The organism is Streptomyces sp. CLCI03 (assembly GCF_053615355.1).
On sequence record NZ_CM132132.1, the window covers coordinates 906622 to 922659 of the forward strand.

Below are 16038 nucleotides of genomic sequence, written 5' to 3' on the forward strand. Positions count from 1 at the left end.
ACGCATGTGCCGCGCAATGATGATCGACGGGTTTCGCTGTCGAGTGTCGCGCGGCGCGAGCACAGCCGCGTGCACAGCCCGAGCAGAATTCACCCGAATGCCACGGCCCTCCACCTGTCCGCCGGAAACGACCGCTTATCAGCTAAGCCTGTCCTTCATCTACAAGTATCTACCGGGCTTCCCGAAGGCCTTGAGGGTGCGGAGTTTCGGGTGGTCCAGCCGAGGGTTTGTTCCGCGAAGCGGAAGGTGTGCTCCAGATCGAAGCGGCGGAGGAATGCCTGCCAGAAACGGTCCACGTCGTCGGGGGTGGCGTCGGTCTTCGGGGACCATGACCACACTGGCGGAGCGTCACGTTCCTTCGATACGTGCTCGACCTACAGTCGGATCAACACACCCTTGACCAACGGTAGTTCACCGTCGCGGTCGAGCCAGGAGGAGCGGTGCGTGAGCCGGGGGGGACCCTGTCCCATGCCTGCGTTTCGGCCTTGCCGTAGTTGGTGGTGTCGGTGGCCGCGGTGATCGCGATCTCGGGCCAGGTCTCCGGCTCGGTGAGGCGGAATTCCGGTCCGTGCTTGGGCGGCCGGCCGTTGACGCCGTGCATCCTCGGTGGTTTCGGCAGACGCATCACGCGGTCGGAGCAGATCCGGCCGACCATCTCGACCGGCAGGTCTCGCAGGAACCAGGCCAGGCGGGTGACGTCGTAGCCGGCGTCGCTGACGATCACGATGTGCGGGTCCCCGGCCCGCCACTGGCCCGCTGCGATGAGCCGTTCGACGACACTCCGCAATTGGGCGGTGGTGACCGCGGTCGCGTCGTCCGCCGGGACCAGGCGCCCGCCGTCGAAACGTGGCAGCGGCAGGCCTGCCGGCATGGTCCGCAGCCGAGCGGTGTCGAGCCGGCCGTGGTTCAGGCCGCCGTACATCGCTCCGTGCCCACGACGGGGCTCGGGCAGCAGCGTCGAGTCCACCGGGGACTTCACGGCGCCGTCCGCACACAGCACCGCGTCCACGGGCTCGAACAACTCGTCGCGCCGGGAGGTCAGACACTCGTAGAACTCCCCGGAAGCGTGACACTTCCGCGAACGCCTCCCTCCGGACGTCATCGGGCAGCAGACTCACCTCACGACCCTCACCACGATCCGGTGCACCTCGGTCGGAGCACATGATCAGCCGAAGGCCTCCCCCACGTCCGGCGAACCCCTAGGCGAGCGACCCAGTTCGAGACGCTGTTCGAGGTCGGAAGACCCAGAGCAAGCTAAGACTGGGCCAGCTTCTCGAAGAGCGCGCCGATCTCCGCCCGGTCGGCGACCAGCGGGAGGGTGTCGAAGTACAACTCCCACTCACCGCCCGGGCCGAAGCGCTCCACGATCCCGAACGGGATGTCGTTGCCCTTCGGTCCGGAGACCGTGCCGTGCCATTCCACGTAGGTCGTGGTCCTGCCGAAGGCGGCCTGGCCGGCCTTGAAGCGGACGTCCGCCGTGCCGAAGAACCGCTGGAGGTAGGCCCGCTTGCCGGACTTCGTCGCCAGTGGAGCGTCCAACCCCGGCCCCGACAGCCGTGCGTTGCCCATCCGGGCGAGCAGGGCGTCGACGTCCTCCCCGTTCCATGCCGCCAGCCGGCCCGGGATCTCCGCAGCCCGCAAGCGCTCAGGCGCCGGGCCCCGGGAGGGAGCCGGGCCGGGGTCCGCGATCCCGTCGAACAGACCCTCGGGCGCCAGCTCCGGGACCGTGTCCCGGAACAGGGCGTAGCGGTCGTAGTAGCGGCGGGCCTGGAGGGTCTTGCCGTCGTCCCCCAGGACATTGCGCGCGATCTGCGGGTAGGCCACCTTGTGGCCCTTCAGCGTGACCTCGTTCCACTGGCCGAACATCATGACGCCGCCGTCGGCCACCACGTCCGTGCCCCGGTAGCGCAGGTCGGGGACCAGCCGCAGGGAGCCGGTGATGGAGGTGCCGATCACGGTGTGGCCGCGCTGGGGGGCGCTGCCGGCCTCCCAAAGGGTGGCCTCCTCGTCGAAGATGTCCAGATAGGCCTTCACCCGGGGGTGGCTCAGGTCCCCGAGGGCCGGCGGGGCGCCGGTCGGCAGCTCACCGAAGGCGATCTGGCGCCGCATGAACGCGCAGGCGTTCGGGGCGATCCGGCCCTCCAGTCGCTCGACCTTGGCGCGCGCCTCCGGGCAGTCGCCGTGGGCGGCGGCCTCCCCACCACCCGGCAGCGCCGCCGCTGAGGTCGCCACCCCTACGACGACCGCCGCCACCGCGACTCCCACCACACCACGCCGACCCGCGAACATTTTGTACCTCGTCTCGTTCCCGCCCGATGCGGCCCGTTACCGCCCGTGTGGGACCAACATGCCCGTCCGCCGAGGCAGGGGTCGATTACTCCTGAGGTAATGGCCCAGTTCAAAGGGGGTGCGAGCCTTCTCCGCAGGCGGGTCAGGCGCAGAGAGCCGCGGCCCGGGTACCGGTCGTCGCCCGACACCGGCTGATACGACGGCCGTGCGCACCAGGAGCAGCGGGATTGATCGGCACGACGGTGCCGAGGCCGGCGGTGGAGCGGCCGACGCTGACCTGCACGGAAGTAGGTGCCGGCCGTCTGCACCGGCCGGCCACGGTCGCGTGGGTCGCCGATGTCCGGGCGACCGCCCGGTGCCAAGCGGCCTCCGGCAGCCGTGGGCTGGTGCGAGCGGGCTTTGCGGGGCAGGCTGAAAAGTACAACGCCTTCCGGCCCAACGCTGCGGGAAAGGGGCGCTCGGGATGATCGAGATCGCGGATGTCCGGGAGTGGCGCACCCACGACGTTGTCGACGCCGCAGGCCGCAAGATCGGAGTGCTCGCCAAGGACGAGGCGGCGGTCTTCGCGCACCACGGCCGGCCCTATCAGCCCGGCGTGAACGGCGAGCGCCGGCTCGCCCGCCGCTGACCGGCCCTTCGAGGAGGTGCCCTACGTCATGACGCTCTTCCTGATTCTCGTCATCGTGGCGATCGTGCTGGGCCTCATCGGCGCCGTCGCCGAGGGACTGTTCTATCTGCTGCTCATCGGCATCGTGGTGTTCATCGGCGCCTTGGTGTACCTGGTCCTGCACATCCGGCGTTCCGGCCGGCATCACCGCACGCTCCGCTGAGATCTCTTCGGGGCTTCGGGTACCGCAGGGCGGTTTCACAGTCTTTTGATCTTGGATCGGTGCTGGTCAATCGATACCGAGGAGGTCCGGTGGGCGGCGGAACGGCTCGTAGGACATCTCGCGGAGGGCGGCGGCGACATGTGTGTGGCCGGAGTGTCGCCATGGCGCGAACCGCGGGCGCTCTTGCCGTCCACCGCAAGGGTGTCCGCCCCGGCCGGGTCACATCCCAGCAGGTCGGCCAGGCCGCCGGGGCAGACCTGGTTGATGATCCGGCGGATCGTCGCCGTACTCGGCGCGAGACGGACGCCGAATACCGAGACGGTGCGGGCACCGAGTCGGGCGAGGGCGGCCTGTGGGGCACTTCGCGCCCACTGCCCGATCGCCGCGAAGGACCGGGCACCAACCACCACGGCTGAGCATGCCACCAGCAGCACGCTCACGAATGGGTGACGCTTCCCCCGCCGGCATCGCGGATCCACCAGCGTCCCGAGCCGAGTCGGCAAGCCGACGAGTCTGCGGTGCTGACGCGAAGGCGACTTGTTCAGACAGACACCGGCAGACTGACGGCACATTGAAGCACCGGTTGGGCAGGGTGACTTGGGAAGGTCACCCCTTCACCTGGAGCTTCTTTGCGTGCGTGGCGGGTCACCGACACAGCGTCGTCCTGAAGGTGTCCCGCCGCGTGGTGCAGGCCGTGAGTGTCTCTGCGGGGGCCCGGTACAGCACACACTGGCGTAGCGGCCCTTCGGGCACGCTCGGATCCTCGAAGTCGTCGGCCGGGTCCCGGTTCATGCCGATCCGGCGCATCACCGCCCGGGAACGAAGGTTGTTGACGGTCGTCGACGCAACCACCTCCGCCGGCCCGAGGGCCTCGAAGCCGAAGGCAAGGCATGCCAGGGCGGCCTCGGTGGCGTAACCGTGCCCCCACCCCGAACGCATCAACCGCCATCCGATGTCCACCCCCGCGAACGGCATGTCTTCGTCCACCTCGTCCAAGCCGACGCAGCCGATGAACTCACCGGTCTCCCTTATTTCCAGCGCCCACAAGCCAAATCCTCGGTCGTCGAACTCACCCGGCGGGACGCCATCGTCGTGCTGCCGTGACCTGCACAGATTCGTGAGCACCAGGACGTTGAAACCGCCCTGTCGGGTACCGGCCCGCGGGCAGCGGTGCGGCGCTGGGGACGACGGCCTTCTTCTCCCGCTCGGCGTACGGGGTGTGGCGGCACCTGCGGATGAACTCAGGCTCGATCCGGTGGAACCGACATCGCTCACCAATTCGACAAGATCAGCGTTCGAACCCGTGCAAGAAAGGGAAACAAACGCTCCCGATCCGATTCATAGGGATGGTCGGAAGATCGATCGGCGCGCCCACCCTCCAGAAATCTCTTGGAATCACCCTCGCGGCAGAACTTCCCACGCATGACCACTTCGAGCGCATCTCCATATGAACGACTCCGCCTCGTGTGAGTTAATCCGGACCCATCCGGCGGGGGCAACATCACATGATCGGCGTGGTGAGTCTTGATATTTTCATCGCGCTTCGCGGCGCTGAATATGCTTGTAATTCTCCACCTTCCCCTCGCCTGTTTTTGACGCGTGAATGTTGCTGCGTAATATGCGACAACGACAAGGCTTCCCGGGCAATGGGTAGGAGCCCGGTACGCCACGGCCCCCATAGGAAGTGGCCCCCCTCGATGAAGCTGAAAATCCAAGCGGCTCAGCGCCGCACTTTTTCCGGCTGGCTGGCCTCGGCCGTCGCCGTAACGGTTGCCGCTGTCATGGTCGCGGGATTGCCGACGCAGGCCCTGGCCATCGCTACAGCCGTACCTCTGGGCACCACCGCCAGCTACTCGGTTCTGGCAGGCCAGGGAGTCACGAACACCGGCCCCACGGTGATCGACCACGACCTCGGGACGCACCCGAACCCGGCCATCACCGGCTTCCCGCCCGGCCTGGTCCTCGGCGCCGTGCACCCCGCGGACGCTGCGGCCCTCCAGGCCAAGAGCGATCTGATCATCGCGTACAACAACGCGGCTGGTCAGGCCGAGGACTTCGATCTTCCGGCGGCCATCGGCTCGGGAACGTCCGGCCCGACAGAGCTCATTCCGGGCGTCTACACGAGAGACCCGGCAGGCAGCGTCGGACTCACCGGCGACCTGGTCCTGAATGCCGGGGGGAACCCCAACGCGGTCTGGGTGTTCCAGATTCCTGCAGCCCTGACGACGGCGACCTCCAGCCGCATCCTCCTCACGAACGGCGCTTCGCCGTGCAACGTGTTCTGGCAGATCGGGAGTTCGGCGGAGCTCAACACCAACACCACCTTTGTGGGCACCATCATGGCGCTGACCTCGATCTTCCTGCGAACGGGGACGAACATCGAGGGCCGGGCCCTGGCTCGTAACGGCGAAGTGACGATGGACAACAACCGGATCTTCCTCGGCGGGTGCGCCACCGGCGGAACGACCACGGGCACCACCACCGGCACGACCACGGGCACCACCACCGGCACGACGACCGGCGCGACGACCGGAACCACCGGAACGCCGACCGCCGGAACGACGACCGGTACGACCGTGGGTCTGATCGGTGGCGGCCTCCTGGGCGGACCCATCGTCGACCTCGTGTCGGGCGGCACCTCGGGGAACATCGCCGGCAACACCTCCGGAAACACCGCGGGCAACACGGCCGGGAACACGACCGGCGGGAACACGACCGGTGGCAACACAACGGGCGGGACCATCACCGGGGGCAACGTCACCGGCGGGCACGGCGGTCAGCCCGGTGGCCCGGACCACGGCGGACCGGGCAATGGCGGCCCGGACCACGGCGGCCTGGAGCACCACGGGCCGGACCACGGCGGGCCGGGCAACGGGCACGAGGGGGGACCCGGTAAGCCGGACCACGGCCACAGCCACGACGGGAAGCCCGGCGACCACTTCGGCTACGGCAACAAGCCCGCGGGCCACGAGGGTCACCACGGCCACCAGGGCTAGGCGGTAGACGGCAGGCCTCACGAAGCCCGTTCATCGGATGACGGCGCGCGGCGGAATCCTCATCGAATCCGCCGCGCGCCGTAGGTGAGAGTCGCAGAGACCTCAGGCGAACGAGACCTCAGGCGAACAGCAGACATGAGAAAGACCGGGTGGGCGGTGTCGAGCGGAATTGAATCTGCGGGCGTGAAGGAACTTCATCAGTCCGATTCCGATCCGGTCCCCCAACAGCCTCATGACGAAGCGGCCGTGCCGGGCAATCGGCCCGTAGCAGCTCGCGCAGTGAAAGCAGGGCTGCGCACCGCCGTGGCCCTCTGCCTGATGATGGCTCTGGTCCACGTCGTGCTGGTGTTCCTTCATGTGGCCCCCTCCAACCCCGTATCGAAGCGGTACAGCTCGCAGGTCAACGGTTGGGTGTACCCGCTCTTCGAACAGAACTGGCGGCTCTTCGCCCCGGACCCCGACTCCTTCAACCGAAAGATCCTGGCAAGGACCGCACACACCGACTCCGAAGGTTCGGTGCAGGTGACCCCCTGGTTCGACCTGGCTGCCGTCGACCATTCCGCGGTCGACCACAATGTATTTCCGAGCCATACATCCCAGAACCTCCTGCGCCGCGCCTGGACCTCTTATGTCGAGACACACGGAGGTAGCGACACGGCACGCTCGGAACGCGCCGTGATGCTGCAGACGTACCTACGCAACATCGCCGCGGACCGCTTCGCCGCCCACAACGACGGCGGCACTTTCGAGTTCATTCAGCTCCGGGTCGTCACACTGCCCGTCGCTGCGCCCGGCACAGCGGCCGGGAACCGCCCGCCGGCACCCACCGAGGACCGGCTCCTCCCCTGGTGGAAGGTGAACTCCCATGGGAAGTGAACAGATCCCCCAGCCCCTTTCCACGGCGGCCATGCCGCACCGGCCCGCGGCCCAGGGGACCTCGGTCGCCGGCACGGCCCACCGGTGGCTCCTCGACCGAATCGGCGATCTGTGGGCGCTTCTCACCGAACGGCCGATCTCCCTGTACGCCGCGTCGGTTCTGCGGATCGGCTACGGGCTGCTCTACCTGGTCTTCCTGCTGCGCGAGTTCCCGCACCGTGACGAGATCTGGGGCCCCGGCTCCCCCTGGACGCCGGCGCTGGCACAGCAGCTCTTCGACCAGACGGGCTGGAACAGCATCCTGCTCCTGTCCGACAGCCGCGCCTACTTCGAACTCTGCTACGTGACGGCCGTCGTCACGTCCGCGCTGTTCATGCTGGGCTGGCGGACCCGCGCCATGTCCGTCCTCTTCGCCGTCGTGGTGACCTCGTTCCACGCCAGATCGATCTTCATGACGGACGGGGGCGACAACCTGATCCTGCTGATGACCCTCTACCTCGTCCTCACCGCATGCGGTCGGCGCTGGTCCCTGGACGCACGCAGGAACCGGCTCAAGGCAGCCCGTGAGGGCGACACACCGGCGCCGGTGAGGAGCCTCGTCGCACAACAACTCCGCGACGCCCGTTCCACCTTGACCACGGTGGTGCACAACTGCGGCATCCTGGTCATCGCGGCACAGGTCTGCTTCCTCTACGGATCGGCGGGCCTGTACAAGGTCCAGGGCCAGACCTGGGGCGGCGGCACCGCGCTCCACTACGCGCTGAACCTCGAACTCTTCCAGCCCTGGCCCGCGCTCTCCCACCTCGTGGACGAGTACCCGATGGTGATCGCGATCGCCGGCTACGTGACGGTGCTCTTGCAGGTCGCCTTCCCGTTCGTACTCTTCGGCAGGCTCAAGTACCCCGTTCTGACCGTGCTGCTGGGCATGCACATCGGAATCGCGGTGCTCCTGGGACTGCCTCTCTTCTCCGGCGCGATGATCATTGCGGACGCCGTGTTCCTTCCCGACCGCTTCTACGCCTTCCTGCCTCGCCTGTGGCGGGGCGCAGCACGGCGCACAGGGATGCGGCGGGCGGAACCCGGCCGAGCGGCGGGATCCGCATCAGTACCTCCGCAGGGCAGGCCCGGTGAACCCGGCTCGAAGCATCGAGCGACCGCGGCGGCACCGGGGCACGAGCGCCACTGACCCGCGGCTCCGGTGAGGCCGACCACGGGAGCGGGGCCTACGCGAACCCGCCCCACACGGCGGCTCCGCTCTCCGTGGCACCGGCGGTGGCGTCGATCCGGTACGTGTCGTCCTTCGCGTCGCGTCCGCCGGAGGCATGGTCGTACTGGCCGGCGAAGACGTGCTCCCCGGACGGAACGGTCCTGCCGGGTGCGAGGGTCCACCGGTAGACGAGGAAGCCGTCGTCCCTGCGGACGGCGAGGTCGAAGTCCGCGGCGGGGCGGGTCCGCCAGCTGCCGGTGTCCTTCACCCCCTCGGTGAGGGCGATGCGCAGTTCCACGACCAGCGCGGTGAGGGGCTGGTCCGTCTTGAGGGTGACGTTGCTCTGCGCCCAGTAGGCGTTGCTGTGGGGGTCGACGGAGCCGTCGGCCCACAGGGGACCGTCCTGGGTCCGGCTGCCCACGGCCGGGGGTGGCACCGCGCGGTCGGCGGCGGGCGGAGCGACGGCGGACGGGTTCCGAGGCGGGTCCGGGTCGTGCACGGCGGCGACCACCATGAGGGCGCTCGCCGTCAGGGTTCCGGCGGCGGCCAGGGTCGCGAGGACGATCTTCGGCCAGGACAGGGCGGTGCGCTCGTGGTCCCGCGGTCGGCGGGCGGCATCGGGACGGGCCATGCCGCGCTCGACCCGGGCCAGCATGCGGGCCCGGTCGGGACGATGGGCTCGGGTGCTCTCGCGCAGCAGGCCGCGCAGTTCGTCGGTCACCGGCTTCCCCTTCCCACCAGTTCGCCGGCCGCCCGGGTACCGAGGAGCCGCTGCAGTTCCGCCGTCCCCTTCGAGGTCTGGCTCTTCACCGTACCCACCGAGATCCCGAGCGCCGCCGCGGTGTCCTTCTCCGAGAGGTCGAAGGCGTACCGCAGTACCACGCAGGCGCGTTTACGGAACGGCAGCCTGTCCAGCGCGGCTCGTACGTCCATGACGGCGGCCAGGTCCGGGCCGTCGGTCCGCTCCGGGCGGTGCGACCAGAACAGCAGGACGCGCCGCCGCTCGCGCACCGTGCTCCGGATCCGGCTACGGGCGAGGTTGGCGACGATTCCGCGGGCGTAGGCAGCCGCGGAGTCGGCGCGCCGGGCCCTGTCCCAGCGGTGCCAGAGCGCGACCATCGCGTCCGCGGCGAGATCGTCGGCGGCGTCCGGCTCGCCGGTCAGCAGGTACGCCAGGCGGGACAGCTCGGCGTGGTGGCGTTCGAAGAACGCGTGGAACTCCGCGGCCGCCTCATCTTCGGTCATGGCCTCGGTACGGCCTCTCGGTGCGACGGCGGCGTTCTCGGGCAGCTGCCGGAGCGTAACAGTCCGTTCGAGTGTTCGTTCGGATGCCTCGGTTCCCCCGGGTCTGGTCCGCACGGTGACGCCCATCAGCCCGTCGGGTTCCATCCGTCGGTGCCGGCCAGGTAGGCGCGGGCGGTGTGGACTGCGGCCCGGTCCGCGCCGAGCTGGGGCCGGTTCGCTCCGGTTCCGGCGCCGGGGCCCGTGTTGGCGTACTCGGCGAACCGGGCGGACTTCCAGGAGAAGCCCCCCATGTCGGTCCACGGCCCCTCGGTCTTCACCGCCGCGGGCAGGCTCGTGTTACGGATGACCAGCTGACCGACCGCGCTCGCGCCGGGATGCCAGGGGCGGCCGAGGTAATAGGTCCCGGGCCGGGCGGGGCTGCTGATCGTGCTGTCGGTGATGAGGATCCCGTACGGCTTGGCCGCGTCGGTGTTCGGTGCGGCGAGGTATCCGCCGAGGCCGCCGGCGGCGGCGCCCCGGTCGCGCAGGGTGATGTTGACATGGTCGTAGACGGCGGTGGCGTTGCCGAAGACGAAGTCGACGTCACCCGCGATGAAGCAGTGGCGGAAGTACTGCCGGTACTGGCCGGTGGCGGACGGGGCCCAGTTGAGCACGGTGTCCTGGTGGCCGATGAAGCGCGAGTTGAGGTACTTCTGGCGGTCGCCGGACGCGTTGACCGCCACGGCCTGCGTGTCCTTGACGTCCGGGTGGGCCGACCTCTCCCACGTGTTCTCGACCGTCACACCGGTGACCGTGATGTCGTTCGCCGCGAAGGTCGCGGTGGCGCTGCCCGCCGTTCCGTACGTGCCTCCTCCGGGCTTGGGCGTGCCGGAAGCGTTGTCGTAGGTGATGACGACGTCCTCGGCATTGCCGGTGGCGCCCTTGAGGGTCAGTCCGCCTTTGGAGGCGGGGACGTTCACCGTTTCCCGGTAGGTGCCGCGCGCGACGAGGACGGTGTCGCCCGCGGTGGCGACGTCGACCGCGGCCTGCACGGAGCGGTGGGCCGCGGAGCCGTCGGCGGCGACCGTCAGCGTCCGGCCGCCGGCCCGACCGGACGGGGCGGGAGCGGAGGGGGCGGGACCTTTGCCGCCGCTCTCCGTGAGGACTCCGGCACCCGCTTTCCCCGGCTTCCCCGGCGTCCCCGCCAGCTTCGCCGGCAGTCCGGCGGCGGGTTCCAGTCCGGCGGTGAGGGTGGGCCGCCAGTCGACGGCCGTCTTGATCTTCTTCCCCGAGCCGGCGGCGTTGTGAGCGGCGACCAGGTCCACGGGGGCGCCGCCGACGAGGTTGCCGCTGCCCGCTATGGCTCCGGTGCCGTCGCCGGTGAGCAGTTGGGAGGTCTTCCGGTCGGAGGAGAGCTTCCAGTAGTTGTTCTGCGCGACGACCTGGGCGCCGGCACGGGAGTTGACGCTGTAGCTGTGCGCGTAGCCCTCCGACGGCGTGGTGTCGTAGTAGTTGTCGTACAGGTGGATCCGGCCCACACGGGCGAGGGGGGCGCGCTGGACGATGCCCCGGAAGACGTTGTGGTGGAGCGTCACCCGCAGTCCGGTGTCCTTGTCGCTGCTGCCGATCAGCATCGTCTTGTCGTGGTTGCTGAACGTGTTGTACCCGACGGTGACCAGGTCGGAGGCGTTGGTGATGTCGAGGGCGCCGTCGTGGACCTGGTACTCGCGGCCGAAGCGGACCGGGTTGGCGGCGTCCGGGTGCGGGGCGTCGGAGAAGCTGTTGTGGTCGACCCAGACATGGGTGGCGCCGCGCAGGCTGACGGCGTCGTAGGCGGAGTTCCAGTTGCCGGTGGAGCCGTCGGTCGGGTCCCACTGCGGGAAGCAGTCCCGGACGTCGGTGAGGGACAAGTTGCGGATGATCACGTTGTCGGCGTTCTTCACCACGAGGCTGCCGCCGGTGATGCCGGCTCCGGTGCCGGGCACGCCGATGACCGTGGTACGAGCCGGCACGGTGAAGACCATACGGGCTGCCTGCCGGGCCTGGGCCGCCCTGCGGGCGTCCTCCTGGTCGCCGGACGGCACCTTGGCACGGCCCCAGACGGCGGGATCGTATGCCTTGAGGTAGGAGTCGAGCGAGTAGCCGGTGCCCGCGGCGTGGTCGGCGCAGCTCTGCGGCTTCCCGCTGTCGTCGGCGTCGGCGTGGATCAGGCCCTTGACGCGGATGATGCGCGGGGCTCCGGCCGGGCCCGCGCTCAGGGCTCTCACCAGCTCGGCGCGGGTGGAGACGGTGAAGACGTGAGCCGCGTCCGCGGCCCGGCCGCCGGTGGTGCCCGAGCCGCTCGCGGCCCAGCCGTCCCGGGCGGGCAGCACGCCGTGCGCGAGGTCGGCGGGTGCCACGGCATCGGCCCTCACGACCAGCGGAACGGCGCCGAGACCGGCGGCGACCAGGGTGGCGGCTCCGGCCAGGGCGAGCCTTCGACGTCCGGTGGGGCGGCGGTGGGGGGAAGCGGACATGGGCGGCGGCTCCTTGGGGTGGGGTGCACTGTTCACCCCTCAGTTGCCGCCGGAGCCAGAAAGGTTGCCGGCAACCGCCGAGAACCTCCTCCGCGGCGTTGCCCGTTCGGGTCGCACCTTCCGAACGGGCACCTCCTGCGGCACCTCCGTCGTCAGGGACCGCCGGTGGCCGGTCGGTGTGTCGTGGCCGTGCCGACGTCGGGGTGGATGGTGAAGACCCGGTCGAGCCCGACGATGCGCAGGATGCGGATCGTGTTGTCGGGGACGGCTGCCAGGGTGATGTCCGCCCGGGCGGCGACGGCGTGGTTGCGAGCGACGATGAGGGCGGTGATGCCGCTGGAGTCGCAGAAGCGTATGCCGGAGAGGTCCAGCACGAGGCACTGTTCCGGCTCCAGGCTGAGGGCTGTCACAGCTTGTCGAAGGCGGGGGGCCTGGTCGTAGTCGAGGTCGCCGGCGATTTCCAGGACGGGGCCTGTGGCGGCGTCTCGGGCGGTGATCGTCAAGGTGCTCATGTCAGATCCGGGGATGGCCGCGTGGACGTAGCCGCCGACCTCGCGGGGCGCGATCACGTCCTGGGCGCATTCCAGTACCAGCGTCGGTACGTCCACCGACTTCAGGTCGGCACGGCTGTCGGAGAGGAACGTGGTGCGGGCGAAGACGCGGGCGATCGCCGGATCGGTGGCGCAGAAACTGTTGGTCAGCTCCTCCCCCAGTTCGGGACGTTCGGGGTTGGCCATGATCACCGGCGCCATGGTCGCCGACCAGCCGAGGTAGTTCGACTCCAGCGACTCCAGCAATTCGTCTATGTCTTCGGCACAGAAGCCGCCGCGGTAGGTGTCGTCGTCGATGTAGCACGGGGAGGGGCCGACCATGACCAGGGAGGAGAACCGCTCGGGGGCGGTGGCCGCCGCGCGAACCCCGATCATCGCGCTGACCGAATGCCCGACGAAGGCCACGTCCCGCAGGTCGAGAGCCGCGCACACCTCGACCACATCGCGGGCGTATCCGTCCAGCGACCCGTAGCGTTCGGCGCTCCAAGCGGATGGGTCGGAGCCGCCCGATCCGACGTAGTCGAACAGGACCACCTGGAATTCCTCGGCCAGCGCCGGCGCCACCAGGCGCCACATGTTCTGATCGCAGCCGAACCCGTGCGCCTGCATCACCACGGGGCTGCCGGGTGATCCGGTGACCTTCACGTTCTTCCTACGGAGGACATCCATGGGGTCATCCTGTTCATCGGTCTGGGTTCTGGCACAAGTTCCGTGACCTGCGCACGCTGAGTCACGGTTCGTGGTCGTGCTGAACTCCCGAAAGTCGCCCGAAAATGATCAGTGGTGACCTTGGATGCCTGACAGTTCGGGATCGTGGAAGAAGTGGTCCTCCGGCTGGAGGAGTTGCTGTTCCCGTCGATCGCGGACGTGTCGGTGGTGTCGGTGAACGTGAGCAACGAGACGATACGAGTCGAGGCCCGCAGCACAACGACTGGTTCGGCGTGTTCGGGCTGCGGGAACTGGTCGATCCGGGTTCATAGCTCCTACCTGCGGTTTCCTGCGGATGTTCCCAGCGCTGGGCGCCGGGTGGTGCTCTGTTTGCGGGTCCGCCGTTTCGCCTGCCCGGTCGCTGCGTGCGGGCGACGGACGTTCGTTGAGCAGGTGCCCGGATTGACCAGAAGGTACGGCCGGTGGACCGAGCGTCTGCGTTCGACGCTGGCGGCGGTCGGCCTCGCCCTGGCAGGCCGGGCGGGAGCTCGGATGGCTGGCGTCTTTGGGGTGTCCGTCAGCCGCAGCACGGTACTGCGGCTCGTCGAGGCGCTACCCGAACCGGATCCACCAGCCCCGAGAGTGGTCGGCGTCGATGAGTACGCGACGCGCAAAGGCGTGCACTACGGCACGGTGCTGGTCGACGTCGAAACGCGCCGGCCAGTGGACCTACTGCCAGACCGGGAGGCATCAAGCCTGGCCGCCTGGCTGGCCAAGAGGCCAGGGATCGAGGTTGTCTGCCGGGACCGCGCTCCGTTCTTCGCCGAAGGCGCCACCGTCGGGGCACCGCAGGCAGTGCAGGTCGCGGACCGCTGGCATCTGTGGCACAACCTCAGCGAAGCTGCTGAACGGTGCGTCGCCGACCATCGGGGGTGCCTGCGAGGCATTGCACCCGAGCCATCCCAACAGGTCAAGAAATCAGAAGAACCAGCTGACCCCGCTGGTTCGCCGTGGCCCACCGGCCACCGGTTCGCCGACAGGACCCGGTCCAACCATGCCGCCGTTCACGCCCTGCTGGCGGCTGGCCACAGCCGCCGCGCGATCCAACGCCAGCTCGGGATGACCTACCGCACGGTCAAGCTCCTCGCCGACGCCACCACCCCGGAGGACCTCTTCCACGGCCAGTGGCAGGGCCGCCCCTCCGTCCTTGACGAGTACCGGCCTTACCTGGACGACCGCTGGAACCAGGGCTGCACCAACGCATGGAAGGCATGGGAGGAGATCGTGCCGCTCGGCTACAAGGGCAGCTACCAGCGAGTTCGCGCCTACTTCCGCATCAAACGCCTTTCGGTCGATCCGGTCACCGCACCCCCGCCCTCACCCCGCACCGTCGCCAGCTGGATCCTGCGCCACCCCGACTCTCTCGCCGACGTCGAACAGCTCCGACTCAAGGCCGTCCTGGTCCACTGCCCGGAACTGGAAGCCCTCACCGGACATGTCCGCTCCTTCGCCCAGATCCTCACCGAGCGACAGGGCCAACGGCTGCCCGAGTGGCTCGATGCGGTCCGCCAAGACGACCTGCCCGGTCTCCACACCCTCGCCGCCGGCATCGATCGCGACCGGGCCGCCGTCATCGCAGGGCTCACGCTGCCCTGGAACTCGGGCGTAGTGGAAGGGCACGTCAACCGCATCAAGATGCTCAAACGCCAGATGTTCGGCCGAGCCGGCTTCGCACTCCTGAGGAAACGAGTGCTCCTCGCTCCATGACCGATGTAAACGCGTGACACGCTTCCGACATCGACCAACCCCACTGCAGGAGCCGCGAATGTCCAGGACCGCCGACATCGATCTCGTGTTCGCACGTCCCGTCACAGTAGACGCCGTGGTGCGAGCTCTGGCCGGTGAGGGGTGGTCGCTACAGGAGCCGCTTGGGATCTCCTACGTGGTCAACAACGACGACCTGTTCGACTGGCAGTCGACTTCAGCCGACCAGGCAGCTGAGGTCCTGACCGTGGTGGATTCACCAGACAACATCGACTACCTCGTCGGCGTCTGCATCTATCACTCCGCTGCGGGCACCGGTGGCCAGCTACTTCTTCATGCTGGCCGATCGCACTGTTCCTTCATCCCGACGATCGACCGACGAGGGCTCTCAGAAGCCCCAGCACTCACTGACATGGCGTGGTATTTGAACGCACTGGTACCGCCACTGCTTGCCATGGGGCTGGCCAGCTACGAAGCGAGGGACCTTGTCGACTGAGACTCCTTCGTCAGCAGCTCGGTCGGCATGCGGGCAGCACGCATGCTCGGACCGATCCTCGCTGCCGGCCCAGCCGGTGTCACTCACGGCTACGCGATCACGGAAATTGCGCCAGAACCTCGGTTTCTGGACGTCAGCACTGCCGACGCGATCGGGGGTGATCCCCGCCCCTGTCCCGTCGGCCGGACGGTCAGCGGGGCGCCGAGGGCACGGTCCCGACCGCGGTGAGGCGGTTCAGCGTGCGAGGGCGAGGACGCCCAGGGCACTGCCTTGTTCGTCGACGACGGGCAAGGCGTCGATGCGGCGGTAGCGCATCGCGTGCTCGGCTTCGGCCGTCGTGGTGAGGGGCGAGGTGGACGGCCCGCGGTCGGCGAGGACGTCGCGCAGCCGGATTCGGTCCGTGTACGCGTCGCCGTCTCGGACGGCCGCGAGCTGGACCGGGGTCACCAGACCGGCGCACAGGCCGTCCTCGTCACAGACCAGCAGATGTCCGGTGCGGGCACTGGCCATGACGGACAAGGCCACTTCGACCGTCATGTCGTCGCAGACCTGTGGCCAGGCGGCTTCCATGGCATCCCCCACCGCCTGGTGCGCAGGGTTGGCACGCACCGAGCGGAACTGCGTCTGGACCAGCGTCAAAA

The 16038-nt window shown here is 68.9% G+C and carries 15 protein-coding genes and 2 pseudogenes; 7 read left to right on the forward strand and 10 right to left on the reverse strand.

Annotated elements, in window-relative coordinates:
• Positions 1 to 209 precede the first annotated feature (209 nt).
• Positions 210 to 1118, reverse strand: a pseudogene (locus ACWG52_RS04270) (transposase); the annotation flags it as partial.
• A gap of 136 nt (positions 1119 to 1254) precedes the next feature.
• Positions 1255 to 2289: a hypothetical protein gene (locus ACWG52_RS04275; protein WP_390138289.1), complete on the reverse strand. Its 1035-nt coding sequence runs from the start codon at positions 2287 to 2289 to the stop codon at positions 1255 to 1257.
• Positions 2290 to 2752: 463 nt separating this feature from the next.
• Between ACWG52_RS04275 and ACWG52_RS04280 the strand changes: the two genes are divergently transcribed.
• Together ACWG52_RS04280 and ACWG52_RS04285 are read left to right on the forward strand one after the other, a co-directional pair.
• On the forward strand, positions 2753 to 2917 hold the full coding sequence (locus ACWG52_RS04280) for a hypothetical protein (protein WP_167745526.1): 165 nt from the start codon (positions 2753 to 2755) through the stop codon (positions 2915 to 2917).
• A 28-nt stretch (positions 2918 to 2945) separates the two neighbouring features.
• A complete protein-coding gene (locus tag ACWG52_RS04285) occupies positions 2946 to 3119 on the forward strand; it encodes a hypothetical protein (RefSeq protein WP_167745525.1) in 174 nt (57 codons plus the stop codon).
• Positions 3120 to 3154: 35 nt separating this feature from the next.
• On the opposite strand, the gene ACWG52_RS04290 is transcribed toward ACWG52_RS04285, so the two are convergent.
• Entirely contained in the window at positions 3155 to 3691 is a 537-nt protein-coding gene (locus tag ACWG52_RS04290; protein WP_453127847.1) for a transposase family protein, read from the reverse strand.
• 73 nt (positions 3692 to 3764) lie between these two features.
• Positions 3765 to 4244 (reverse strand): GNAT family N-acetyltransferase, encoded by a 480-nt coding sequence (locus tag ACWG52_RS04295; RefSeq protein ID WP_390138285.1) that lies wholly within the window; start codon positions 4242 to 4244, stop codon positions 3765 to 3767.
• A gap of 572 nt (positions 4245 to 4816) precedes the next feature.
• Between ACWG52_RS04295 and ACWG52_RS04300 the strand changes: the two genes are divergently transcribed.
• From ACWG52_RS04300 to ACWG52_RS04310, 3 genes are all read left to right on the forward strand, one after another.
• Positions 4817 to 6115 (forward strand): ice-binding family protein, encoded by a 1299-nt coding sequence (locus tag ACWG52_RS04300; protein WP_390169220.1) that lies wholly within the window; start codon positions 4817 to 4819, stop codon positions 6113 to 6115.
• Positions 6116 to 6250: 135 nt separating this feature from the next.
• Entirely contained in the window at positions 6251 to 6991 is a 741-nt protein-coding gene (locus ACWG52_RS04305) for a DUF5819 family protein (protein ID WP_390138281.1), read from the forward strand.
• Complete coding sequence (locus ACWG52_RS04310) at positions 6981 to 8177, forward strand: HTTM domain-containing protein (RefSeq protein ID WP_390138279.1); 1197 nt, start codon at positions 6981 to 6983, stop codon at positions 8175 to 8177. Before ACWG52_RS04305 ends, ACWG52_RS04310 begins: the two co-directional genes overlap by 11 nt.
• Positions 8178 to 8214: 37 nt before the next feature.
• Here ACWG52_RS04310 and ACWG52_RS04315 read toward each other — a convergent pair whose 3' ends face one another.
• The 5 genes and pseudogenes from ACWG52_RS04315 to ACWG52_RS04335 all read right to left on the reverse strand — a co-directional run bounded on the left by ACWG52_RS04315 (position 8215) and on the right by ACWG52_RS04335 (position 13158).
• Positions 8215 to 8919: a hypothetical protein gene (locus ACWG52_RS04315; protein ID WP_389801269.1), complete on the reverse strand. Its 705-nt coding sequence runs from the start codon at positions 8917 to 8919 to the stop codon at positions 8215 to 8217.
• Positions 8916 to 9443: a SigE family RNA polymerase sigma factor gene (locus ACWG52_RS04320; protein ID WP_033215872.1), complete on the reverse strand. Its 528-nt coding sequence runs from the start codon at positions 9441 to 9443 to the stop codon at positions 8916 to 8918. The genes ACWG52_RS04315 and ACWG52_RS04320 overlap by 4 nt, the downstream gene beginning before the upstream one ends.
• Before the next feature lie 125 nt (positions 9444 to 9568).
• A complete protein-coding gene (locus ACWG52_RS04325; protein WP_453129036.1) occupies positions 9569 to 10630 on the reverse strand; it encodes a pectinesterase family protein in 1062 nt (353 codons plus the stop codon).
• Positions 10613 to 11938 (reverse strand): annotated as a pseudogene (locus tag ACWG52_RS04330) (pectate lyase family protein); the annotation flags it as partial. The pseudogene ACWG52_RS04330 and the gene ACWG52_RS04325, both read right to left, overlap by 18 nt.
• Positions 11939 to 12090: 152 nt before the next feature.
• Positions 12091 to 13158 carry an alpha/beta fold hydrolase gene (locus tag ACWG52_RS04335; protein ID WP_453127849.1) on the reverse strand — a complete coding sequence of 356 codons (1068 nt, stop codon included), beginning with the start codon at positions 13156 to 13158 and terminating at the stop codon, positions 12091 to 12093.
• A 144-nt stretch (positions 13159 to 13302) separates the two neighbouring features.
• Between ACWG52_RS04335 and ACWG52_RS04340 the strand changes: the two genes are divergently transcribed.
• Positions 13303 to 14904, forward strand: coding sequence for an ISL3 family transposase (locus tag ACWG52_RS04340; protein ID WP_389801258.1), 1602 nt, complete (start codon positions 13303 to 13305; stop codon positions 14902 to 14904).
• A 58-nt stretch (positions 14905 to 14962) separates the two neighbouring features.
• Complete coding sequence (locus tag ACWG52_RS04345) at positions 14963 to 15397, forward strand: hypothetical protein (RefSeq protein ID WP_389801256.1); 435 nt, start codon at positions 14963 to 14965, stop codon at positions 15395 to 15397.
• 234 nt (positions 15398 to 15631) lie between these two features.
• Here ACWG52_RS04345 and ACWG52_RS04350 read toward each other — a convergent pair whose 3' ends face one another.
• Positions 15632 to 16036 (reverse strand): CBS domain-containing protein, encoded by a 405-nt coding sequence (locus tag ACWG52_RS04350; RefSeq protein ID WP_161288793.1) that lies wholly within the window; start codon positions 16034 to 16036, stop codon positions 15632 to 15634.
• Positions 16037 to 16038: the final 2 nt, after the last annotated feature.